This window comes from Asanoa ferruginea (assembly GCF_003387075.1).
Classification (GTDB): domain Bacteria; phylum Actinomycetota; class Actinomycetes; order Mycobacteriales; family Micromonosporaceae; genus Asanoa; species Asanoa ferruginea.
The window spans coordinates 7,212,632-7,234,128 of record NZ_QUMQ01000001.1; the positions used below are offsets into that span (position 1 = coordinate 7,212,632).

Annotated in this window: 23 protein-coding genes; 11 read left to right on the forward strand and 12 right to left on the reverse strand. The window is 67.1% G+C overall.

Going from position 1 to position 21,497, the window contains the following annotated elements; all coding sequences use genetic code 11:
* Positions 1-4 precede the first annotated feature (4 nt).
* Positions 5-607, forward strand: coding sequence for a dihydrofolate reductase family protein (locus tag DFJ67_RS33735; RefSeq protein WP_116072493.1), 603 nt, complete (start codon positions 5-7; stop codon positions 605-607).
* Here the strand turns inward: DFJ67_RS33735 and DFJ67_RS33740 are convergent.
* Positions 600-1,739 carry a serine hydrolase domain-containing protein gene (locus DFJ67_RS33740; protein WP_116072495.1) on the reverse strand — a complete coding sequence of 380 codons (1,140 nt, stop codon included), beginning with the start codon at positions 1,737-1,739 and terminating at the stop codon, positions 600-602. The genes DFJ67_RS33735 and DFJ67_RS33740 overlap by 8 nt on opposite strands.
* Before the next feature lie 177 nt (positions 1,740-1,916).
* Here DFJ67_RS33740 and DFJ67_RS33745 point away from each other — a divergent pair, with 177 nt between their 5' ends.
* Entirely contained in the window at positions 1,917-2,381 is a 465-nt protein-coding gene (locus DFJ67_RS33745) for a YdbT family protein (RefSeq protein ID WP_116072497.1), read from the forward strand.
* Between the two features lie 52 nt (positions 2,382-2,433).
* Here DFJ67_RS33745 and DFJ67_RS33750 read toward each other — a convergent pair whose 3' ends face one another.
* The 3 genes from DFJ67_RS33750 to DFJ67_RS33760 are packed head-to-tail and all read right to left on the reverse strand — an operon-like array spanning position 2,434 to position 3,641.
* Complete coding sequence (locus tag DFJ67_RS33750) at positions 2,434-2,841, reverse strand: YkvA family protein (RefSeq protein WP_116072499.1); 408 nt, start codon at positions 2,839-2,841, stop codon at positions 2,434-2,436.
* Between the two features lie 3 nt (positions 2,842-2,844).
* The gene (locus DFJ67_RS33755) at positions 2,845-3,240 is read right to left on the reverse strand and encodes an HIT family protein (RefSeq protein ID WP_116072501.1); all 396 of its coding nucleotides are present in this window, start codon (positions 3,238-3,240) and stop codon (positions 2,845-2,847) included.
* Between the two features lie 8 nt (positions 3,241-3,248).
* A complete protein-coding gene (locus DFJ67_RS33760) occupies positions 3,249-3,641 on the reverse strand; it encodes an SRPBCC family protein (RefSeq protein WP_116072503.1) in 393 nt (130 codons plus the stop codon).
* Positions 3,642-3,693: 52 nt separating this feature from the next.
* Here DFJ67_RS33760 and DFJ67_RS33765 point away from each other — a divergent pair, with 52 nt between their 5' ends.
* On the forward strand, positions 3,694-4,338 hold the full coding sequence (locus DFJ67_RS33765; protein ID WP_203783390.1) for a CPBP family glutamic-type intramembrane protease: 645 nt from the start codon (positions 3,694-3,696) through the stop codon (positions 4,336-4,338).
* Here the strand turns inward: DFJ67_RS33765 and DFJ67_RS33770 are convergent.
* Entirely contained in the window at positions 4,328-4,615 is a 288-nt protein-coding gene (locus tag DFJ67_RS33770) for a DUF2277 domain-containing protein (RefSeq protein ID WP_116072505.1), read from the reverse strand. The genes DFJ67_RS33765 and DFJ67_RS33770 overlap by 11 nt on opposite strands.
* Before the next feature lie 76 nt (positions 4,616-4,691).
* Positions 4,692-5,162, reverse strand: coding sequence for a hypothetical protein (locus DFJ67_RS33775; protein WP_147315696.1), 471 nt, complete (start codon positions 5,160-5,162; stop codon positions 4,692-4,694).
* 513 nt (positions 5,163-5,675) lie between these two features.
* On the opposite strand from DFJ67_RS33775, the gene DFJ67_RS42395 reads away from it, so the two are divergent.
* The 4 genes from DFJ67_RS42395 to DFJ67_RS33790 are packed head-to-tail and all read left to right on the forward strand — an operon-like array spanning position 5,676 to position 11,713.
* Positions 5,676-8,051, forward strand: a complete 2,376-nt coding sequence (locus tag DFJ67_RS42395; RefSeq protein ID WP_147315697.1) for a GAF domain-containing protein — start codon at positions 5,676-5,678, stop codon at positions 8,049-8,051.
* Complete coding sequence (locus DFJ67_RS33780; protein ID WP_170216097.1) at positions 8,029-9,834, forward strand: response regulator; 1,806 nt, start codon at positions 8,029-8,031, stop codon at positions 9,832-9,834. Before DFJ67_RS42395 ends, DFJ67_RS33780 begins: the two co-directional genes overlap by 23 nt.
* 50 nt (positions 9,835-9,884) lie before the next feature.
* The gene (locus tag DFJ67_RS33785; protein ID WP_116072511.1) at positions 9,885-10,799 is read left to right on the forward strand and encodes an NADP-dependent oxidoreductase; all 915 of its coding nucleotides are present in this window, start codon (positions 9,885-9,887) and stop codon (positions 10,797-10,799) included.
* A gap of 50 nt (positions 10,800-10,849) precedes the next feature.
* Entirely contained in the window at positions 10,850-11,713 is an 864-nt protein-coding gene (locus DFJ67_RS33790) for a hypothetical protein (protein WP_116072513.1), read from the forward strand.
* Here the strand turns inward: DFJ67_RS33790 and DFJ67_RS33795 are convergent.
* Positions 11,687-12,892 (reverse strand): PP2C family protein-serine/threonine phosphatase, encoded by a 1,206-nt coding sequence (locus tag DFJ67_RS33795; protein ID WP_116072515.1) that lies wholly within the window; start codon positions 12,890-12,892, stop codon positions 11,687-11,689. The genes DFJ67_RS33790 and DFJ67_RS33795 overlap by 27 nt on opposite strands.
* Before the next feature lie 42 nt (positions 12,893-12,934).
* Between DFJ67_RS33795 and DFJ67_RS33800 the strand changes: the two genes are divergently transcribed.
* Positions 12,935-14,080, forward strand: a complete 1,146-nt coding sequence (locus DFJ67_RS33800; RefSeq protein ID WP_116072517.1) for a hypothetical protein — start codon at positions 12,935-12,937, stop codon at positions 14,078-14,080.
* Between the two features lie 18 nt (positions 14,081-14,098).
* Here the strand turns inward: DFJ67_RS33800 and DFJ67_RS33805 are convergent, their stop codons facing one another.
* The 3 genes from DFJ67_RS33805 to DFJ67_RS33815 form a co-directional block, all read right to left on the reverse strand.
* Positions 14,099-14,392: a DUF1330 domain-containing protein gene (locus DFJ67_RS33805; RefSeq protein WP_116072519.1), complete on the reverse strand. Its 294-nt coding sequence runs from the start codon at positions 14,390-14,392 to the stop codon at positions 14,099-14,101.
* Entirely contained in the window at positions 14,389-14,826 is a 438-nt protein-coding gene (locus DFJ67_RS33810) for a Rid family detoxifying hydrolase (RefSeq protein ID WP_116072521.1), read from the reverse strand. Before DFJ67_RS33810 ends, DFJ67_RS33805 begins: the two co-directional genes overlap by 4 nt.
* A 110-nt stretch (positions 14,827-14,936) precedes the next feature.
* Positions 14,937-15,509 (reverse strand): dihydrofolate reductase family protein, encoded by a 573-nt coding sequence (locus DFJ67_RS33815; RefSeq protein ID WP_116072523.1) that lies wholly within the window; start codon positions 15,507-15,509, stop codon positions 14,937-14,939.
* Positions 15,510-15,663: 154 nt separating this feature from the next.
* On the opposite strand from DFJ67_RS33815, the gene DFJ67_RS33820 reads away from it, so the two are divergent.
* Both DFJ67_RS33820 and DFJ67_RS33825 read left to right on the forward strand, forming a co-directional pair.
* Positions 15,664-16,098: a hypothetical protein gene (locus tag DFJ67_RS33820; protein ID WP_116072525.1), complete on the forward strand. Its 435-nt coding sequence runs from the start codon at positions 15,664-15,666 to the stop codon at positions 16,096-16,098.
* Positions 16,099-16,125: 27 nt separating this feature from the next.
* The gene (locus DFJ67_RS33825) at positions 16,126-18,660 is read left to right on the forward strand and encodes a DUF4062 domain-containing protein (protein ID WP_147315698.1); all 2,535 of its coding nucleotides are present in this window, start codon (positions 16,126-16,128) and stop codon (positions 18,658-18,660) included.
* 2 nt (positions 18,661-18,662) lie between these two features.
* Here DFJ67_RS33825 and DFJ67_RS33830 read toward each other — a convergent pair whose 3' ends face one another.
* Positions 18,663-19,613 (reverse strand): zinc-dependent alcohol dehydrogenase family protein, encoded by a 951-nt coding sequence (locus DFJ67_RS33830; RefSeq protein ID WP_116072529.1) that lies wholly within the window; start codon positions 19,611-19,613, stop codon positions 18,663-18,665.
* Between the two features lie 48 nt (positions 19,614-19,661).
* On the opposite strand from DFJ67_RS33830, the gene DFJ67_RS33835 reads away from it, so the two are divergent.
* The gene (locus DFJ67_RS33835) at positions 19,662-20,231 is read left to right on the forward strand and encodes a TetR/AcrR family transcriptional regulator (protein WP_116072531.1); all 570 of its coding nucleotides are present in this window, start codon (positions 19,662-19,664) and stop codon (positions 20,229-20,231) included.
* Positions 20,232-20,633: 402 nt separating this feature from the next.
* Here the strand turns inward: DFJ67_RS33835 and DFJ67_RS33840 are convergent, their stop codons facing one another.
* Positions 20,634-21,449, reverse strand: coding sequence for an SAM-dependent methyltransferase (locus tag DFJ67_RS33840; protein WP_116072533.1), 816 nt, complete (start codon positions 21,447-21,449; stop codon positions 20,634-20,636).
* Positions 21,450-21,497 lie beyond the last annotated feature (48 nt).

Genomic DNA, 21,497 nt, shown 5'->3' on the forward strand with positions numbered 1-21,497 from the left:
AGATATGGGCAAGGTTGTCGCAGACATCTCCATTTCACTCGATGGTTATGTGGCCGCCCCCGGCGCCGACAACGAGCACGGCCTCGGCATCGGCGGCGAGGTGATCCATAGCTGGGTCTTCGCCGGCCACCCGATCGACTCCGAAATCCTGTGCCGAGGCCTCGACCAGACCGGCGCCGTGGTGATGGGCCGCCGGCTGTTCGACTTCGTCGACGGGCCACACGGCTGGACCGACGAGCTCGGCTACGGCGCGGGCACCGACCAGGCGACGGGCGGGCCGCCGGTGCTGGTCGTGACCCACTCCCCGCCGTCTTCGTGGCGGCTCGGCCCGAGGTTCAGCTTCGCGACCGACATCGCGGAGGCGGTCCACCGCGCGAGAACGGAGGCGGGCGACAAGACCGTGGTGGTGATGGGCGGGGCGGAGGTCGTGCGCCAGAGCGTGCTGCTCGGCCTGGCCGACGAACTCCGGATCCACCTGTCGCCGTGTCTGGTCGGCGGCGGCACGCCGCTGTTCTCCCCCGCGGACCAGCCGACCCCACGGCTACGCCAGGTCGACGTGATCGTCTCTCCACATGCGACTCACCTGACCTACGACGTGCTCAACTGACACACAAGGCGGTCGCGACCGCGGCCCGCAGGTCGGCGTCCTGTTCCTCCGTGCCACCCGGGTCGAGGTTCACCATGACCGTGGCCTGCCGGCCGTCTGTGGTGGCGCCGGTCATCGTCTGGAAGCCCAGGATGTCGCCCGGGTGGCCCCAGTAGACGCCGCCGCACGGCAGCGACCATGTGAACAGGCCCAGCCCGTACGCGCTGTGGTCCTCGAGTCCGGTGCTCTTGGTGTGTGTCATTTCGGCGAGTTGCGCCGGGCGTAGCAGTCGCCCGTGCAGGAGCGCGTCGAGGAAGCGCGACATGTCGGAGGCACTGGAGATCATGTCGCCTGATCCGGCGGCGACGGACGGGTTGAACTCGGTCACGTCGATCGGTTCGGCGCCGGGTGCGGGGCGTGCGTAGCCGCGCGGGTGCGGCTCTGGGATGGCTACCGCGTCTCCGGGCACCTCGGTGTCGCCGAGTTGGAGGGGCACGACGATGCGGCGCCTGATCTCCGTGCCGTAGCTGTGGCCGGTCACCTTCTCGATCAGCATTCCCGCCAGCAGGTAGTTGGTGTTGGAGTAACTCCATCTGCCTTTCGCGCCCGGCTTGAACAGCCGCGGATGCGCGAGCGCGATTCCGAGCAGTTCGTTCTGGTCGTGATGGGCGTAGGGATCGGACAGAATCTCCTGCGGCGTCAGGTAGGTCAGGTAGTCGGGCAGGCCGCTGGTGTGCTGGAGCAGGTTCCGCACGGTGATGCGCCGGCCGTCGTTGCCGTTCCCGCGGACGAGGCCGGGCAGATAGCGCTCGAGTGGGGCATCCAGCGCGATGCGATGCTCGCCGACGAGCTGCAGCACGACCGTCGCGACAAACGGTTTCGTCATGCTGCCGATGCGGAAGTTGACGTCGTCGGTCATCGGCGCGCCTGTGTGCAGGTCCGCGACTCCGCTGGTCAGCTTGCTGACGCCGGTGCGATCACGCACTTCCACGAGTGCTCCGGGCGCTCCGTCTTCGCCGGTCAACCGGTCCAGTAGCTGCTGGACCGTGGTGTGGTGGGCGGGCCCGGCGGACGCCTGCGCCGTGCCCAGGTAGACAGAGGACGCCAGGGTCAACACCAGTGCGCCGCTCAGTACGCGTGTCAACGCACTCATGTGATCCCCTTCCGGATCCCCGTCTTCCGGGCGCCAATGGCCCGACGCGTTAGGAAGTTAGCCCTTCCACACGCGACACGACTATGCGGGAAGATCCCGATGTGGCTTGGGGGTTGTCCCTTACTAGACCGGGTCACGGTCAGCAGAAGGATGATCATCGGAGCTAGCATGCGGGGCATGTCGCCGATCACCATTCGTCCACGGATCCAGATCGCCATACTGGTCATCTGCTTTGCCGTGTTCCTGCTGATCGGAACGACCTACTTCAACGCGGACGTGATCGCGAAGCGAGACTGGTTCGGCATCATCCTCGGTGTCACGATCGTCCCCGCATCGCTGTGGGGAATCTGGCGCGCCTTGGGTCTCGGAATCCGCATCGACGACAACGGCATCCGCATCCGCAGTCAGATCGACAGCAGGCAGCGGTTCATACCCTGGTCACAGGTCGAATCGGTCGAATGCGCCGCCGTCGACGCCCGGGCCGGCATCACCATCCACGCACCCGTCCTGCACTTCCGCGACGGCACCGCCCCGCTACCCATCACCGGAATCGGCTCATATTCGATCAAGGCCGCCGAAGCCACGACCGAACGCCTACGCGCCCTGCTCACACCGCCCCGTGAGACCACGGTGGAGGGATGAGCGCAGCCGATCAAGCAGCGTAAGGCCCGCAGTCGACGACGCCGGCCTACGGTCAGGCGCCGACACCTGGGGCACCGGTCAGGCGTTGAAGGGCGGCGAAGCCGGCGTCCGTGCCGGGCCAGTGCCGTTGGACGGCCGGTAGGCCGGCGCGGCGGATGGTGCCGCGCAGCACGATGACGACCAGGATCGCATCGTCGGCGTAGCCGAGGACCGGGATGAAGTCGGGGATCAGGTCGATCGGCAGCGCCAGGTAGGCGAGCAGCAGCGCGAGCCGGACCCGTACGCCACGTGGCAGGGTCCGGTCTTTCGCCAGCCGGCCCAACAGGCGGACCAGGTCGGGCAGGATGCGGACCGCTTCGCGGAGTTGCGCACCACCCGGCCGGCCGATCAGCAGCGCCGCCACGAGGGCGAGCCAGACCAGCAGCACGCCGGCCGCGATGGCGATCAGCGCCTGCCACATGGTCTAGTCGAGGGCCGCGAGGAGGCGTCGGTGTGCGTCGTCGAGTTCAGCCGCCGGCGTGTCCGGTCGCGCGTTGGCGAAGTCGAAGTCGGCCAGCCCGCGCGCGGGGAAGACGTGCACGTGGGCATGTGGCACCTCGAAGCCGGCGATCACCAGGCCGGCCCGGGGCGCGTCGAACGCGGTCCGGACCGCCACTCCGATCCGCGCCGCTACCCCCGTCAGGTGTGACCACAGCGCCGGGTCGAGAGTCGTCCAGTCGTCGACCTCGGCGCGCGGCACGACGAGCGTGTGGCCGGGCGTGAGCGGCGCGATGCTCAGGAAGGCGACCACCTCGTCGTCCTGATGCACGAACCGGCCGGGCAGCTCGCCGGCGATGATCATGGAGAAGACGGTTGCCATAACGGGCATCATTCCAAAAGTGACTTGAGCACCCGCAGGTCGGTGAGCACCGCGACCGCGTCGGCCTCGAAGGCCTCGCGGCTCGTTCCCTCGCGGCGGTAGACGGTGAAGACCACTTCGCTTCCGTCGGCGTTCGCGAACACCCGCATCGGGTTGTAGAACCTCTGGCCCGACGGGAACGTCACGTCGTGGTCGAGCACCCCGACCTCGTTGGGCGGTGTGAACGCCACCTCGACCGGGCCGTCCGGCGTCTCCGCGAGCCACCGGCCGTCGACGTTCGCGATCGACCCTGTCAACCCCGCGGCCCAGCGCGGCAGATTGGCCGGGTTGGCGGCGAACGCGTAGACCTCGGCGGGCGATCGGGCGATGGCGACACTCACGTGGTGCGACTCGTAGATCACCCCATCAGTCCTACCACGCAGGCGGTGGAACCCGGCCGGTAGCCTCCGGCGTGTGCGGCACCCTCCCCTCGCCCGCGGCGTCGAGTTCGGCGCGCTCTTCTTCGTCGCCGTCGGCGGCTACGCCCTGCTCGGCAGCCCGGGCAGCCCGATACCGGTCCTGCTGGTGTTCGGCGGGCTCGCGCTCTGGTGGCTTCGCCGGCAGCCGGACTTCGACCGCCGCGACCTCTGGCGGCGGGAGGCCCTGCGGCCCGCGCTGCGCCCGGTCCTGCTGACCTGGGCGGCCGCGGCCGTGGTCGGCATCGGCGCCGTCGCGGTCATCCGGCCCGACCACCTGTTCGACCTGCCGCGCGAGTCGCCGTGGATCTGGCTGGCCGTGGTGATCTTCTATCCGCTGCTGTCGGTCTATCCGCAGGAACTGCTGTTCCGCGCCTTCCTGCTGCACCGCTACGCGCCGGTGTTCGGCACCGGATGGGCGGCCGCCGCCGCGAGCGCGGTCGCGTTCGGGTTCGCGCACATCATCCTCGGCAGCTTCTGGTCGGTGCTGCTCACGCTGGCCGGCGGCTGGCTCTTCGCCCGGCGCTTCCAGCGCACCCGGTCACTGCTGGTGGCCTCGGTGGAACACAGCCTCTACGGGGTGCTCGCCTTCACCATCGGCCTCGGCGACCTCTTCTACCACGGCGCTTCCATCACGCGGTAGCGGCGGCCCGGGGCCCGTAGCGCTCGGCGGCGCGGGCCCTGGCCTTGGCGGCCTCGGTCTCCCGGTCGCGCGGTGGCGCCTTGATCACCAGTTCCCCGAGCAACGCCCGCGTGGCCTCCGCCACCACGCGCACGGCCTCGTCGAACGCCTCCTGGTTGGCGGCCGACGGCTTCGTCGTGCCGCTGACCTTGCGCACGTATTGCAGCGCGGCGGCCTCGATCTCGTCTTCGGTGGCGGGCGGCTCGAAGTTGCTCAACACCCGGATGTTCCTGCACATCCAACCAGCATGGCAGCGGGAACGGTCTCCCGCCACATCTCACTGTTCGCCTCTTTTGCGATGCCAGGTGGCTCTGCTAGTCGGCTAGTTCTGGAAGCCACTCATCGGCTCGACGGGACCCGACCAGGTGCTGCATGCCCTTCTGAAGGCACCGAAACAACAACTCAGCCTTATCCGAACGGTTCCCCCGAATAAGGGTTGCCGCGTTATCAAACGTCTTCCACTCGACTCTGTTGACCTCCCGAAGGTTAGGCCTACCCTGCACCGCCTTCATCTGATCAACAATTATAAACGCCGCCCAGTATGCCTTCTTTCGCATTTGTATCTGAGAAAAGAAATTGTCCTCAGAACCACCCACAACGGCCCTCTCACCCCAACGCTCATATGGAAGCCAAAGGGTGTCAACATACTCGATGTCGCGCAGGTAGTAGTTGGACTTCAACTGGCCCTCGCGGTCGAAGATAGAGACGTCACACTCTTCGGAAAGGCCCCTTGCGACGGCCGCAAGGAACGATTCCCGATAATTCACACCCTCTTGCGCAGGCATCCAGCAATCGTCATATACAGACTGGACCATGAGCAGGCTAGGCGTGGGGCGAGAACACATAATCATCGCAATGATCTCGATGCGAGCGCCAGAGAGGCGCTTCCGGTTAGCCTTACCAGACAACCACAAGAGCGGAACCGACGACCACTGCACTACTTCTTTAATCTCAGCGAACATTACATCTCCGTCCAGACATGATCGAGAACGCTAGAACACGCGCGGTTCGACAGCTTAGCCTTCGTCTTCCCCCGATAGATAGCTCGCTAGTGATCGACAACCCCTAGCGCCCTAGGCGGGGGGCGTGCCGCCGGGAGGCCAGCGACGATGATCAGCTCAGTAGCCCAGCCTCAGGGGCAGATACAGCTGTTGATATACCCGGATCGAAGCCTTCGGGGGCTATCCATCGGTCTGGGGCTATGGTACGAACTGGGTAAACGCATCGCACGCGCAATCAACGGAGGCATGGCGACACGAGACATACTATGTATCGATTTTGCGAGGTGACCAGCACTAGTGGAGCTAGATGCCAAGATCCCGGCACAGTCATGGCACCGCGGCGACTACATACTCCGGGGCGAATACTGCCCGGTAACCGAAATTGAGTTCCAGCTCGAACGCGCTCGAAAAACAATCGATGCGCAGATAATCATCCACATTGCGGTCGATCATGAGTTTGTCATGCGATCGCTCACGTGGGCCGTCGGAAGTCCACCGGAAATTGTTCGAGCACTCTCCGAATGGCTCCGTGCTGCGGAGTATCGAGACGTCAATCGCACAGTCAACAATTTTCTTGTGAGCCTCGGTGAACTTGCGATCAAAGACGGAGAGGCGCGCTTGCCGGACGACGTGGCAACCGCCGCCGCTACAAGTATCCTAAGCATCTCGCATAGCCAAGGCGACGGCAGGGCATACCTCCCCGAGAACGTGAGAGAAACGGTTTCTGCCACAACGTGGTCAGGGATAGTGAGAAGTCATACCGGAAAGTCCGGCGTCGAACCATGGGCAGGGGAAGCCCGATCTTTGCTACTCCTTCAACCCGGCAATTTAATCGAAGCGGCCACGGCGAGCCGCGAATTGGCAGACATCGGCGTCATGCTCAAATGCACCGCAGAGGCCAACGCCCGCCGAGACGCGGTCGTCATGCAGCAGGTGATGCAACGCCTTTCATTCTCCTCCGCCAAGCACAAGAAAATGTCACTTGAGGCGGTCTCCCAGAAGGCTCTTTCGCTGGCAATTGAGATCACCGGAAGCGTTGGCGGCGCCGTCTATTTTAGTTCAACGTCGAGTAGCCCGCCGACGTTTCAGAGGGTAGCGTCGCAGGCCGGCGTTGGTTTCGCATTTCCTGGATCAATCGCTCTTGGCGAGAAGACGACTCTCGGGTGGTCCGTCGAACGTCATCGAGCGTACCAAAGAATCAGCAGCAGCCGAGCGGCGGAGGCGCTGACTCCAGCAGTGGAGGCTGACGGCGGGACCGAACTCGTTACTCCAATCTCTGGGCCGCTCGCTGATACCTTGGCACCCGCTGTTGGCGCGATAGTTCTTTTTCATCCGGCAGGTGAACCGCGCGGGTATAGTGCCTACGAACGCGCACTCGTCCGGAATGTTGCATTGCGCCTCGCGCTATTCCGAACGAATATTGCGACTCGCGAGATTGCCAACGCGATCTCCGTTCTGAGGAGCGGATCGCCGAGGCGGCTCCAAACCTCCGGAAAGAAGATCGAGTCCAGCATTGGAGTTGGATGGCCGAAGGACATCATCCAAGCCACTGCTCGCTTTGCCCAACCACTAAAGCAGCTTGCTGACAGCACGCACAGCCATTCTGTTACCCTTAGAATTGCGTTGCCGGACGCGGAGACCACCCGGCCGCATGGTCTGGCGTTGGCCAGGGTCGCCGCCCATCCAGCTGAGCGTCTCGAGGATCCATATGAGAGGGAACGAGAAGGAGACCCTGGACTCCATTGGGACGTGATGCGCGACGGCCATGAAGAATACGCCCCGAATATCCGTGGAAACTCCCACTTTCCCGAGGTCAGACCAGGCACAGTATCAACGCTGTGCGTTCCCGTCAGAATCGAAGGAGTCCTGGCAGGCACTCTCAATCTTGAGAGCCCTTTCGTTGACAACTACGCCCCCTTTCTTCCTCTCATCATGGCGCTCTCGGGCGCAGTCGGCCGGACACTGGCCGACGCTAGAGCGGAGATTGAGAGTGGCCTGCTCGATCGCACCGCGCACGCACTGGGAAAGCGACACGAGTACAGCGGGGTTCTGTCGGCCCTTCAGAAAGGCCTAGAGAGCGTATCGTCGCAGGATCTAAGACAGGCCTTGATCGACAAAGCGGAGTCGCTGCGAACCCTAATTCAAGATCTTCGAGAACCGGACATGCCTGCCACGCTCCCGGCAAAGAGTCTGTGGCAGATTGTAGGTGACAACCTTCGAAACGCCGAGTTGGCGGCATCCACAGAATGCCCGACTGAGACGCTATTCCATATCAAACTATCGCCGCGGGCGTCCCGAGCTGTCTCAACGGTGCTGAACAGTGTCTTTCGCAATGTCAGCTACCATTCCTCGCCCGACGGGCGTGACTTCAATGGTGAGCGCGTACCTAGGGTGCGCTTCGACGTTGTGCGACTTGGGGGAGCAAGACGCGCGGTGATCGTGATCGAAAACCTCACCGAGCGAATACTAGAAACCGATTTCTGCACAACGCTCTATCGCTATCCGACAGAAACTCTGAACGGAGAGATTCGGCTAGGCACCTATATCGCGGGCCTCAACGCTCGGCGCGTCGGTGCGCACATTCATGCCGTCCCAATCCAAGGCGGTCGCGGGCTGCGTACGACCGTTATTGTCCCTGTGGAGGTCCTCCGTGACACAGCCAACGACGGTTGAGTCGTACCGCATCTTGGTCCTGGACGACGAAGACGAATTTCACCAGGTGGTGCGCCAAAGCTTGGCTAGTTTTGGCAACTCAGTCACAATCGATTACGCTCCCGATGCCGATAAGGCCAGCCTGTTGCTCAGCGAACGTTTGTATGATTTAGCGCTGTTAGACGTATATGGCAAGGACGACCTTCATATCGGATTAGAGGTGTACCGCCGTATCGACGCGGCGGATCTGTCAACCCGCGTCATCCTCATGACTAGATATCAACTCAAAGAAGACGCTCTTAAGCTGCTAAAGCTGACAGGATCAGCGTCAGCCTGGCGCTTGGGCGGCTTCTTGGATAAGACGGACAATCTGGGCGCCACGCTATCAATCCGAGTTGGGGAGCTGATCCAGAAGTTTGTGCGACGGCGGGCTAGCGCTCACGGCCTGACTGAACTCGCCAGCGAAATCGCTAGGCAGCGATATCGATACAAGGGGCTTGACGGCAAGGTCAACCTTCGCAAATCCAAGGACGAAATCGCAACCGAGGTTGACCGGCTCCTACGAGCTCTATTCGTAGATATCCCGGGCTCGCGCCGCCGCGAGTCCGAAGTGATCATCGAGTTAACTCCGATGGAGCGTCGCGGACTAAGCGCGGCTGTAGTGGTGAACGCCGACGTGCGGGTCGCGTTTGCGAACATACCTGCCGCCGGCTCTGGCCATCGAACGGTGCTCAAGGTCGGACCAAAGTATGACATATTTGACGAAGCTGCGCGATTCCATGAATACGTGCGGTATGGCGTGGAACTCAGTCATCGTGTTGAGCTGTTAGCAGTGACAGCTGCCGATGCTCTCGGCGGTCTCGTCTACAGCTTTGCAGGTGGCACCTACAACCATGATCTCGTCGCGCTCGACGAAGTTCTGGTCGAAGATCTGGCCTCTGGTGACGAAACAACGTCGTCGGAGGCACTCAGGTCACTATTTGCCAGGAAGGATTGGTATGGAACTCCCTGTGCACCTATGGACATAGGCTCCTATTTCTCGGCGACCTTTAAGACCGACTTGCAACGCTCATGCCGCGAGGCCGAGAGGCAGCTTCAGGAGATAGAGAAGGCCTGGACCACATGGCCGAAAGTCCAAAGGTATGACCTTCCCCGTGGGGTAAGTGCTTACCTTGGGACACCGTCCGGTGGCAACCTCGCATTGCCGGATGTATCCATTCTGGGTTGGGGTCGGCTCCTTTACCAAGCGCCTGCCTGTTTGGTTCATGGAGACATGCACGGAGGAAATGTCCTCCTCGAATGCTCTCGCGTACTGGAAACCGATGGCTCTGCAGATGGGCGGACCTATCATCGCAGTTCACTTATCGACTTTCGAAACTCCGGCCCCGGACCCCGTTGCATCGATGTAGTTTGCTTGGAGTCGTCTATTCGACTTGCCGACGCTACGTTAATACGTGACGCCTGCCCGCCCGACATTGACGTAAACCCGTCCCCGACCGATCAAGCCAACGTCATCGACATCATGGAGCAACGGTTTATCGACGAAAAGGCATTGTATCGGGCGGTTTTCTTAGGTGTGGGCGAGGTGCCGGCAAATGGTTGGGCACGGCAGTGTGCGTTGGTTTTAGAATCGATGAAGGAGTGCTTCGGTGAGGTTCCGCTACGCGAGTACATCGCCACGAGCGTCCGTTATGCCGTCCGCAGTCTAGGTTTCCGACTCGATCCGGTTTCTCGGCTACGCATGACGATGTGGCTCGCTGCGCAGTACTCCCTAGCCTTGGAGCTTCCTAAGTCGAGCCCGTGAGTCGAGTAGCCGGCTTTCGCAACTGTCGATCCCGACCCCATACTGGACGCGTGTATGGCGTGATCGTCGCTGAGTTGGGCGGGCCCGAGGGTCTGCGAGTGGCCGAGTTGCCCGATCCGGTGGCGGGTCCGGGGCAGGTCGTGGTGCGGGTGCGGGCGGCGTGTGTGCAGCCGGCCGACATCGCCGCTCGGGTCGGGATGATTCCCGGCGGTCCGGTGCCGCCGCCCTTCCTGCCCGGCTGGGACGTCGCCGGCGAGGTGGCCGCCGTCGGCGACGACGTCAGCGACCTGCGGGTCGGCGACCGCGTCGTCGGCATGATCCCGTGGTACCTGACCCGGGGCACCCCCGGCGCCTACGCCGAGCTCGTCGCGATGGACGCCGAATGGCTTGTGCCGCTGCCCGACGGTCTCGACCACGCCGCCGCGGCCACGCTGCCACTCAACGCCGTCACCGCACACCAGGCGCTGGCGCTGCTGTCCCTCGCCGACGCCTCGACGGTGCTGGTCACCGGCGCCAGCGGCGGCGTCGGCGGGTTCGCCGCCCAGCTCGCCGCGCAACGCGGCCACCGCGTCCTCGCCGTCGCCACCCACGACGACCAGGCGTGGGTCGGCGGTCTCGGCGCGGCCGAGGTGATCACCCGCGAAACTGAACTGGCCTCGATCGGGCCGGTGGCGGTGGCCATCGACGCGATCCCGCTCGGCGACCCCGCAGCCGCAGCCGTCAAGGACGGCGGCATCGTCGTGACCACCCGGCCGACGGCACCGATCGACCCCAGCCGCGACATCAACCAGCAGCTCCAGCTCATCCACCTCGAGCGCGAAGTGCTGGCCGACCTGGTCGGGCAGGCCGCGGCGGGAACCCTAAGAACCCGGGTCGCGGCCACGATGCCACTGCGCGAAGCCGCGGAGGCTCACCGGCTCGTCGAGGCGGGCGGGCTGCGCGGAAAGATCGTGCTGACGACCTAGGTCCGATTCGTTCAAGCCGCCGCGAAAACCCGGCGACTAACCTCGCCGGCATGACTGCGCGATTCCTGGATGGACGTGACTTCATCCGGCGTACGGGCCGGTTGGTCGAGCGGCGCCTGTTCGCCACCTGCTTCGAGGGCGCCCCGGGCCAGGGTGTGGTCGACGCGGTGCGCGGCTACGCCAACGACGACGGTGGCTTCGGGCACGGGCTCGAGCCCGACAAACGCTGCCCGGCCAGCCTGCCCATCGACGTCGAGTGCGCGCTCGCCGCGATGGCCGCCGCCAGGACCGTCGACCTGCCGCTGGTCCACGCCGCGTGCGACTACCTGGCGAAGGTCGGCGTCGCCGTGCCGCTGGCCTTCCCGGTCATCGAGGACTATCCCCGGGCAGAGCACTGGTCGGAGTGGACCTACGAGCCGGGCCTCAACCCGACCGCGGGCATCGTCGGCCGGCTCTACGAACTCCGCGTCGACCACCCGTGGATCGAGCCGGCCGCGGCCTGGTGCTGGGAGCAGATCGACACCGCCGACCTGCCGACCGACGCGCACGCCCTGGCCGAGGTGCTCGGCTTTCTCGCGCACACCCCGGAGCAGGAGCGCGCCCGCGCCGCGGTGGCCAAGGTCCGCGACGCGCTGACCAGCGCGTCGTGGTTCAAGCTCGATCCCGACGATCCGGCGTACGGCCTGAGCCCGCTGACCGTGGCCGCCGATGCCGACAGCCCGTGGCGCAGCCTGTTCGCCGAAGAGGTCATCCAGGCCCACCTCGACCGCCTGGAGCGCGACCAGCAGCCCGACGGCGGCTGGCCGGTGGCGTGGGAACCGCCGGGCGAGGCCGCGCTCCTCGAATGGCGCGGGATCGTCACCCTGGAAAGCCTGCGCACCCTGGTCTCATACGGTCGGCTCGACGCCAACTGACCGGGCACGCCCATTAGCCCAGGGATCGCGGGCTGGACGCCATTCGATCAGCACGGCGGTCGCGTCGTCCTGGAGGCCCTCGCCGTGGTGGTCGAGCACCGACTGCACCAGTCGCCGCATGGTCTCCGGCGCCGGCAGCTCGTCGTTGAGGGCCCGCTGCACGAGATCGAGCAGGCGCTCCAGGCCGAACCGCTCGCCGGCCAGGTTGACGGCGTCGGTGACGCCATCGGTGTAGAGCAGCACGCGGTCGCCCGGATGCAGCATCTCTTCGTGGACCCGCGGCGGTTCGGCGGAGAAGTACCCGAGACCCAGCGGCAGCGCGGTCGGGCCGGGTAGTTCCTTGATCGCCTTACCGTCCCGCACGAGTTGGGCGCCGGGATGGCCGGCGTTGATGGTGCGCAGCGTGCCGTCACGCCGGTCGAGCTCGATCATTATGGCGGTGGCGAACAGCCCGCGATGCTCGGAGCTGAACCACCGGTCGAGACTGACGGCCGTCGCGGCCAGATCCAGACCCGTTCGGCGGGCGTTGCGGTAGGCGCCTACGGCCAGCGACGCGAGCGCGCTGGCCTTGATGCCGTGGCCGCAGGTGTCGAAGAGGGCGACGCTGAGCACGTCGCCGTTGAGCGCGTAGTCGAACACGTCGCCGCCGACGTCGTAGCAGGGTTCGAGCACGGCGGTGGCCACCACGTCGCTCGCGGCGAACGTCAGCGGCGGCAGCAGGCCCCAGACGATCTCGGCCGCCACCTGCATCGGCTCTCGGCGGCGCAGCCGCTCGACGGTGTCACCGTAGGCCCGGCGGTTCTTCAGCAGTTGGGCCACGCACGCGGTCACCTCGTGGGCCGTGGTCTCCTCCAGCTCGGCATCGCTTTCGAACTGGACCACACCGAGCCGTTCACAGCCGTCGAGCAGCGGCACCCAGAGCCGGCCCGGCCCGCGCTGGGCCTCGAGCGTGGTGAACGCACGGCCGGCGAGGGTGGAGTCGATCGACGCGGCTTCGGCCGATCGGCCCGGCTCGGTCAGGGGCACCAGGCTCACCTGCGCGTAGTCGGCCAGGAAGATGGTGATGTCGCGAGCGTCGATCAACGGCGCGATCCCGGCCACCAGCGCCGGCAGCTCGTCGGGCCCGGCGAGCGGGGCCTGCGTCAGCAGCCGGCGCACCGCTTCGTCGGCCTGCGCCACGCCACCACCCTAGTCGCAGGCCAACCGCACTAGCCTGGGCCGGTGAGTTACGACGTCACGATCGCCGCCCATCGCGCGATGCGAACCGACCTGGTGGAGGCGTGGGCCGGCGAGCGGTCGTTGGCCCTGGCCAAAGAGCCGGACCACCTGGTGCTGGGTAGCCCATCATCCGGGGAGTTCATCGAGGTCTGGGGCCCGGACCCGGCTGAGGCCGACGACTTCGACGAGATGCTCGCCGCCGCCTGCCTCGCCCCTCGATGGATGGTGCAGCTCTCGACCACCGCCGGCGCGACAAAAGCCACAATTACCCTGCTGCGTACGCTGGCCCGGCACATCGCCGAGCAGACCGACGGTGCGGCGATGGACCCACGGCGGGACGGCCTGATCTGGCCCCGCGGGCGACGCAAGATGGCGGTGCCGGCCGTCGAGCGTTCCACCTCGATGGTGAGGATGGACTGGTTTGTCCCTCCATCCCGCTGGGCCGATGCCGCCGGGCAGATAGTGGACCTGCTCGCCCGCCGCTGCCCGGAGGCACTTCCCACCCGCTACGGGCACTGGGAACCGCCACCGCACCGGTTCGATCGAGCCGAACCGCAACCGTTCACTGAAGCGGTCCGCGGCGCGGCGGACGATTATCTGTTCTGGCGAGCGAGCCGGCCGTGCTTCGGCGGTTCAGCGAACCCACCGAACCCGGCGGCCGGTGACGAACGGCCCACCGTCGGCCGGATCGAACTAAGTTTCGACGGCGGCCTCGTCCGCGCCGACGACCGGTGGCGGGAGGCCCTGGTCGACCTGTTCGCGACCGCCGCCCGCACGTTCGGCGCGTTCTTCGCCGCGGCACAGGAGGAGCCGGGACATCTCGTGTCCCGCAACCGCAGCTGGCCCACCAAGGAATCGCTCACGCACTCGGCCGAGCACATCCTCAATGGACAGACGTGGCAGGGCCTGCCACCCGTACCCATGTGGCTGAGCTGGTATGGCCGCCCGTATGCGGACCTGGTCACCCCTGGTCTCGTTCGCGCCAGCGAACAGATCCGGCCGCGCGCCGACCTGCCCGCTGTCGTGCCGCCGCCCGAGCTGACCTACCGCCACCGTCCAGCCATCGTTGGCGCTGACGGCTCGGTCTCGACGGACCCACCCAGACCAGGCGACCAGGCGTCATTTATCCCCGACCTTGAAGGCATCTAGCCCCTCATCCAACGGCTGTCAGTCCTCAACAGCGTTCAGGATGCGGATGTCGCGTTCGGCGCCATCCCCAAGTGCCGCGAGCGCCTCCTGGTATGCGGGGCTGTGATACGCCGCAACAGCGGCGTCGGCGCTTTCGAAGCGGATGATGGTGGTTCGCAGAGCGGCGGCGCCTTCGAGCACATGCACCGGGTTGCCGCGGGCCAGGAACACTCCGCCCGCCGCCCGCATCGCCGGGCCGGCCAGCTCGACGTAGCGGGCAAGCCGGGCCTCGTCATGGATGGCGGTGAACGTGTTGATCCAGTATGCCGTCATGCCTCGATGATGACGCCACTCTGGTTCCCGCCCTCGAAAGGGTCCCCATCTTGCGGTGGCAGGACCGCCACTGCCTCGATCGAGACGAGCAGGCCACGCGGGAGTCGGACGTTGGCGGGTGCGGAGCGGGCCGGTGGCGGGTCGGGCATGTGCCGTGCGTAGACCGCATTGAGCTTCTCGAAGTCGTTCACGTCGGCGTAGAAGATCGTCGTCTTGACCAGGTCGGCCATCGACGCGCCGGCGGCGGCCAGGACCGCGGCGAGGTTGAGCAGTGCCTGCTCGGTCTGGGCTTCGATTCCCTCCGGGATCGCCCCGGTGGCGGGGTCGATCCCGGCCATGCCGGAACAGAAGACGAATCCGCCGGCGATGATCGCCTGGCTGTATGGGCCGAGCGCGGCGGGCGCGCCCTCGCTCGAGATCGCCTCTCGGGTCATGACCTCTCCTTCCAGAACGGCGGATCAGACCGCGATGCTAGCCAAAACCCTTGCCGGGGATAGGCACGGCGCTGCGGGCGCGGGCATCCCGCGCCCGCAGGGGGCCGACATCAGTGGATCGCCTCGAAGACCTGCTTTTGCAGGCCGTTGGCGTACACGTCGTGCTCGATGAGCTTCAGTTTCTGGGTGTCCTTGTCCGTCGTGCTGAACAGTCGCTTTCCGGCGCCGAGCAGCAACGGGAAGACGAGCAGGTGGTAGCGGTCGATCAGGCCGGCGTCCGAGAGGCTGTGGTTCAAGGAGGCGCTGCCGTGGACGATGATCGGCCCGCCCTCGGTCTGCTTGAGAGCCGCGACCTCGTCGAGTGAGCGCAGGATCGTGGTCTCGCCCCAGTTCGTGACCAGGTCTTCCTCGGCGAGGGTGGTGGAGACGACGTACTTCGGCAGCGCGTTGTAGTGGGTGAACTCCTCCATGTGCGGCCAGACCGGGCTGAAGACCTCGTAGCTGATCCGGCCCATCAGGATCGCGGTGGATTCGAGCTGCTCCCGACCCTTGATCTCGTAGGCGTCGAGGAGGAAGTCGACGTCCTTGAAGGTCCATCCGGCGTTCCGGTAGCCCGCTTCGCCGCCCGGGGACTCGACGACACCGTCGAGCGAGATGAAGGCAGTGCTGATCAGAGTGCGCATTGAAGATCCCTTGCTCAGTCGTGTGTGTGTCTCAAGGGTCTAACCGACAAGAAGATTTGTCAAGACAGGCAAAGTTGTCGGTACGCGATACAGCCAGCCGCAGCTCGTCGGAGCGACCCGATATTTTGCGGGGTTTGAGGTAGACAGGACCACTATGACGGTGTTGATCCGGATCGCCTTGGCCATCCTGTTCCTCGACGAGCTGCTCGTCGGGTTCTGGAACCAGGCCTTTCCCGAGAGCTTCTACAACCACTTCCCGACCGTCACGCTCACTCCCCCGTTCAGCGAGCACTACGCACGCGACTTCGGCGGCGCCACGCTCGGCCTCGCGGTCGTGCTGGGCATCGCCCTCGTGTCACCGCGCGCCGTGTTCACCATTCCCGCCGCGGCGGCGTACTCCGTGTTCGCTGTTCCGCACTTCTTCTTTCACCTGACCCACCTGGACCACGCCACTGTCGGGCAGGCGGTGTTCCTCACGACGGCCAACGCGGTCGTGGCACTGCTCGGGCTGCTCGTCATCGTGCTGACGCTGGTGCGCGACGCCTCAGCCAGGCGCGAACGGCCGCGACCCGAGGGTCCACCGCGTTAGGCTTCGATTGCCGGAAGGTGAGTGTTCATGCCCGAGATCAGGACACCCGATCAGCGGCTACGCGTCTTCGTCAGCTCCACGATGAACGAGCTGGCAGACGCGCGTGTCGCCGCCCGGCGGGCCATCGAGCAGCTGCACCTGACGCCGGTGATGTTCGAGCTGGGCGCCCGGCCCTACCCCCCGCGCGACCTCTATCTGGCCTACCTCAACCAGAGCGACGTGTTCGTGGCGATCTACGGCGAGAGCTACGGCACGATCGAGCCGGGCCGCGACGTGTCCGGGCTCGAAGACGAGTTTCTGGCCGCGGGCGGCAAACCGCAACTGGTGTACGTGCAACTCCCGGCACCCGACCGCGAGCCCCGGCTGGCCGAGATGCTGGAGCGGGTGGCCCGCAACGGGGTCTCCTACCGCACGTTCGCGCATCCCGACGAGCTGGTCGCGCTGATCGGCGGCGACCTGGCGCTGTTGCTCAGCGAGCGCTTCAATCCCGCCGCTGAAACGAAAGAAGACGCGCCGAAGCACGACGACCTGCACCGGTTGACCTCGACCAACAGGTTCATCGGGCGGCGGCACGAGCTGGAGACGTTGCGGGCGTTGGCGACCGACCCGCAGACCCGGCTGGTGACACTGGTGGGTCCCGGCGGCATCGGGAAGACCCGCCTGGCGGTGGAGCTCGTGGCAACGGTCGCGCCCACGTTCGAGTCCATCGCGACCGTCGACCTCGACCAGCTCTCGGCGCCGGAGCAGGTGCCGCCCGCGATCGCCGCCGCGCTCGGTGTGCCCGAGACGCCGGGCGTGTCGCTGGGCGACGCGATCGCCGGATCCGTTGACGCGCACCGGATTCTGCTGCTGCTAGACAGTTTCGAGCATGTCATCGACGTGGCGCCGATGGTCGCCGACCTGGTCGCCCGCACCTCCCGCCTGACCGTGCTGGTGACCAGCCGGGAGCCGTTGCACCTCAGTGGGGAGAACGTGTTCGAGGTGCCGCCGCTCGGCGTGCCCGAGTGGTCCGACAGCACCGACGACTCGCAGCACTCCGACGCGGTCCAGCTTTTCGCCGATCGGGCCGCGGCGGCCGGCGTACACCTGCGTCTGGATGCCGCGCAGGTGCGCACGATCTCGAAGATCTGCCGCCGCCTCGACGGTCTGCCTTTGGCCATCGAGCTGGCCGCACCGCGTACCCGGATGCTCGAGCTCGACGACCTGATGCATCGGCTGGACAGCAGTCTCGACCTGCTCTCCCCCGGCGCACGCGACCTGCCCTCGCGGCAGCGGACGCTGCACTCGACGATCGCGTGGAGCTACGACCTGCTCGACGAGCCCGACCGCGTCCTGTTCGCGCGACTCGGCGTATTCGCGGGCAGCTTCCGGCTGGAGGCCGCCGAGACGATCTGCGGCGCACCGGTCTTCGACGGTCTTGCGTCCCTTGTGGACAAAGCGTTGCTCCGGCCGGACCATTCGGTGCACGGCGAGCCCCGGTTCGCGATGCTCGAGATCGTGCGGGATTTCGCGACCGGGCGGCTGGAAGACGCCGGCGAGGCCAGGCGGTTGCGGGAGCAGCATGCCGTCTATTTCCGGCAGCTCACCCTCGACATCGGCGCCGCCGTCGCGGGCAGCCCCAAGGTCCGGCCGCTCGTGCAGGAGTGCGTCGCCGACCACGACAACCTGCGCGCGGCGGTGCGGTGGTTCATTGACGAAGACGACATCGATTCAGCGGTACGGATGGGGCTGGCGATCTGGCCCGTGCTCTTCACCCAGGGGCTGGCCAGCGACTTCGAGGAGGCGATGGCCCGGGTCGTGGCTGGACCGGCCCTCTCGGACGACAACCGCGCGAACGCCCGGCTGGTCCTCGGGATGATGGCGTTCCTGCGGGCCAACTACGACCGGGCGGCCGACGTGCTGCCGCCGGCCTACGACCGGTTCGTCGAGCGCGGCGACGAACGCGCCGCGGCGACGGCGGTGGTCGCGCTGGCGCTGATGGGCGTCACGGCCGACCCCGGCCGCAGCGAGCGGCAGCTCCTCGGCGCCGTCGACACGTTCCGCCGGCTCGACGAGCCGTGGTGGCTGATGTTCGCGCTGTGCGCGCTCGGGTCGGCCCGGGTCACGATGCGCCACGAGCGCGACGCGATCGCGCCGCTCGAGGAGGGCGGCCGGCTCGCCGCGCGGCTCGAAGACGACGTCCTGGCCAGCAACGGCCTCATCGCGCTCGGCTGGGCACACCTGCGGCTCGGTGACGCCGCGGCGGCCGCGCGCGAACTCGACCAGGCGCTGGACCGGGCCGTCACGTTCGGCAGCCGGGAGACGATCCCGCGGGCGCTGGACGGGCTGGCGGCGGTGGCCGAGGAGACCGGCGACACCGACCGGGCCGCGACGCTGTTCGGCGCCGCGCTGGGCGTACGCGGGACGCTCGGTTCTGATGTGTGGAGCATCGACCAGCCGGCCCATGCCGAGATCGCCGACCACCTGCGAAGCCGGCTCGGCGATGAGCCCTATGGCCGGCTGACCGCCCGCGGTGCCAGCCTGGCCCTCGACGACGTGCTCGAACTCGCGGCGCGGCCCTGACCTCACGGCGTCAACACGATCCGCCCGAACACCTCGCCCGCGTCCATCTTCTGGTGCGCCAGCACCGCGCGCTCCAGCGGGAGCACCTCGTGCACCACCGGGCGGAGTTCGCCCCGGACCGCGGCGGCGAACTGCTCCGCCCGCACCGCGCGTCGGGCGGGGTCGGCCACCGTCGCGGCGCTGAAGGTCGCGAACGACATCGACTTCTGGAACGCGGCCATCAACCTCGTGCCGAAGTCGGCCGGCGGTTGGCCACCGACTGCGCCGACGACGACCAGGCGGCCGTTGGGGTTGAGCCGGTCGAAGAACGACGGGAGGCCCTCGCCCGCCACGACGTCGATGATGACGTCGTAGCCCGGGCCGTCCCTGCCCGCTCGGTCGAGCACGTGTGTCGCACCGAGGTCGCGCAGTCGGCGGCCACGCTCCGCGGACGAGGTGGTGACCGCGACGGCGCTGGCACCACCGCGGGCGGCGAGCTGCACCGTCATGATCCCGATGCTGCCGGCCGCGCCCCGCACCAGCACGGTCTCGCCCTTCGCGAAGTGCGCATGGGCTAGACCGAAGTGGGCGACGACCCCGGAGCTGCCGAGCGTCACCGCGTCTTCCCCGGAGAGGCCCGGTGGGAGCGGGAGCACCTCCGCGATCGGGGCGACCGCCTGCTCGACGTAGCCGCCGCCGGTCCCGGTGAACGCCCAGACCCGCTGGCCGATCCAGGTCCGGTCGACGCCGTCACCGACCGCGGTCACCGTCCCCGCCACCTCGCCGCCCGGGATGTGACCTTCCCGGAAGCCGTAGGCGGCCAGGGCACCGCTGCGGATCACGACGTCGACGCCGCCGACGCCGATCGCCGCCGGGGCGATCAGCACCTGTCCCGGCCCCGGAGTGGGGTCGGGGAGGTCCACGAGTTCCAGCCCTTCAGGGCCGCCGAACTGCTTGATCACAACTGCCTTCATGATCGCGACGGTAGTGGACGCCGGCGTCCGGTTAGCTAAAGTGAGAGCGTGGTCGACCAGTTGCCTCACTCGCTGCGCTCGGACGCGCGCGACAACCGCGAGCGCGTGCTGGAAGCAGCCCGCACGGTGTTCGCCACCCAGGGCCTCGACGTCCCGATGCGCGAGATCGCCCGGCGCGCCGGGGTGGGCCCCGCCACTCTCTACCGCCGTTTCCCGACCAAGCAGGCGCTGGTCACCGACGCGTTCAAGGAGCAGATGCACGCCTGCCACGCGGTCATCGAGGACGGCCTAGCAGACCCTGATCCGTGGCAAGGCTTCCGCGTCGTGATCGAGCGGCTGTGCGAGCTACACGCCCGCAACCGGGGCTTCACGACCGCGTTCACCGCGGCGTTTCCGCACGCCATCGACCTGGCCGCGGCCCGCGAACGCGCGCTCGGCCTGCTCGGCGAACTCGCCCGCCGCGCCGCCGACCACCTGCGACCCGACTTTCGGGTCGACGATCTTGTCCTGGTGCTGATGGCCAACGGCGGGCTGCACGCCGGCTCCGTCGAGGCGCGGGTGGCCGCTTCCCGTCGGCTGGCCCTGCTCGCGATCCGGGCCTTCGAGGCGCCCGCCTGATCAAGGCTTGCGGGCGAGGCCGCACGGCTGCGGGCCAGGCCTCACGCCTGCGCGCCAGGCCTCACGCCTGCCCGCGAAGCCTCACGGCCGCGGGCCAGACCTCACGCCTGCGCGCCAGACCTCACGCCTGCCCGCCGGGCCCCACACCTGCCCGCGAAGCCTCACGGCCGCGGGCCAAACCTCACGCCTGCGCGCCAAACCTCACGCCTGCCCGCGAAGCCTCACGCCTGCGCGCCAAACCTCACGCCAGCCCGCCAAACCTCACGCCAGCCCGCCAAACCTCACGCCTGCCCGCCGGGCCCCACGCCTGCCCGCGAAGCCTCACGGCCGCGGGCCACGCCTCACCGGCCGCGGGCCACGCCTCACTGCCGCGGGCCACGCCTCACTGCCGCGCGCCACGCCTCATGGCTTGCGGGCGAGGCCTCCGTACACCGAGACCTGGGTGTCGGTTGGGGTTTCGCCGCTGTCCGCGTCGGGGCGCCAGGCCGGCAGCACCTGGACGCCGGGCTCGATCATGTCGAGGCCGTCGAAGAAGCGCTCGATCTGCGGCTTGGAGCGGACCTGCATGGTGACGCCGCTGCGCCGGTAGACGGCGGCGACGCCCTCCCAGGCGCCCGGGTCGAAATCGCCGGTGAGGTGCGACAACGCGAGATAGCTGCCCGAGGGCAGGGCATCGAGGAGCCGACCGACGATGGCGTAGGGATCGTCGTCGTCGCCGACGAAGTGCATGATCGCGATCAGCAGCAGTCCGACCGGCTGGTCGAGGTCGATGACCGCGCGGAGTTCCTTCGACGCCAGCAGCGCGTCGACGTTGCGCAGGTCGGCGTCGATGTATTCGGTGCGGCCCTGGCCGCCGCTGGTCAGCAGGGCCCGGGCGTGGGCGAGCACCATCGGGTCGTTGTCGACGTAGACGACGCGCGCCTCCGGTGCCACCTCCTGCGCGACCTGGTGCACGTTGGGCGCGGTCGGGATGCCGGTGCCGATGTCGAGGAACTGGCGGATCCCGGCCTCGGCCGCGAGGTGGCGCACCACCCGCCGCAGGAAGGCCCGGTTCTCCCGCGGTGGGATGCGGCTGTTGGGGTTGGCCCGCAGGCCGGCCTCGGCGGCCGCCCGATCGGCCGCGAAGTTGTCCTTGCCGCCCAGCAGGAAGTCGTAGACCCGCGCCGGGTGCGGCCGGTCGGCGTGCAGGTTGGCCGGAACGGCAATCTCGTCGGTCATGGCATTCGACTCCTCACAGCCCCGCAGCGGACGCGGCCATGATAGTCG

Coding starts and splice junctions, on each gene's coding strand:
- DFJ67_RS33810 (WP_116072521.1), bottom strand. CDS start 14,826: ATGACCCGAGAGGCGATCTCGAGCGAGGGCGCGCCCGCCGCGCTCGGC.
- DFJ67_RS33790 (WP_116072513.1), top strand. CDS start 10,850: ATGACTGCGCGATTCCTGGATGGACGTGACTTCATCCGGCGTACGGGC.
- DFJ67_RS33745 (WP_116072497.1), top strand. CDS start 1,917: ATGTCGCCGATCACCATTCGTCCACGGATCCAGATCGCCATACTGGTC.
- DFJ67_RS33775 (WP_147315696.1), bottom strand. CDS start 5,162: ATGCCTGCGCAAGAGGGTGTGAATTATCGGGAATCGTTCCTTGCGGCC.
- DFJ67_RS33750 (WP_116072499.1), bottom strand. CDS start 2,841: ATGTGGCAGGCGCTGATCGCCATCGCGGCCGGCGTGCTGCTGGTCTGG.
- DFJ67_RS33735 (WP_116072493.1), top strand. CDS start 5: ATGGGCAAGGTTGTCGCAGACATCTCCATTTCACTCGATGGTTATGTG.
- DFJ67_RS33740 (WP_116072495.1), bottom strand. CDS start 1,739: ATGAGTGCGTTGACACGCGTACTGAGCGGCGCACTGGTGTTGACCCTG.
- DFJ67_RS33825 (WP_147315698.1), top strand. CDS start 16,126: ATGCCCGAGATCAGGACACCCGATCAGCGGCTACGCGTCTTCGTCAGC.
- DFJ67_RS33755 (WP_116072501.1), bottom strand. CDS start 3,240: ATGGCAACCGTCTTCTCCATGATCATCGCCGGCGAGCTGCCCGGCCGG.
- DFJ67_RS33805 (WP_116072519.1), bottom strand. CDS start 14,392: ATGACGGCATACTGGATCAACACGTTCACCGCCATCCATGACGAGGCC.
- DFJ67_RS33815 (WP_116072523.1), bottom strand. CDS start 15,509: ATGCGCACTCTGATCAGCACTGCCTTCATCTCGCTCGACGGTGTCGTC.
- DFJ67_RS33770 (WP_116072505.1), bottom strand. CDS start 4,615: ATGTGCAGGAACATCCGGGTGTTGAGCAACTTCGAGCCGCCCGCCACC.
- DFJ67_RS33820 (WP_116072525.1), top strand. CDS start 15,664: ATGACGGTGTTGATCCGGATCGCCTTGGCCATCCTGTTCCTCGACGAG.
- DFJ67_RS33840 (WP_116072533.1), bottom strand. CDS start 21,449: ATGACCGACGAGATTGCCGTTCCGGCCAACCTGCACGCCGACCGGCCG.
- DFJ67_RS33830 (WP_116072529.1), bottom strand. CDS start 19,613: ATGAAGGCAGTTGTGATCAAGCAGTTCGGCGGCCCTGAAGGGCTGGAA.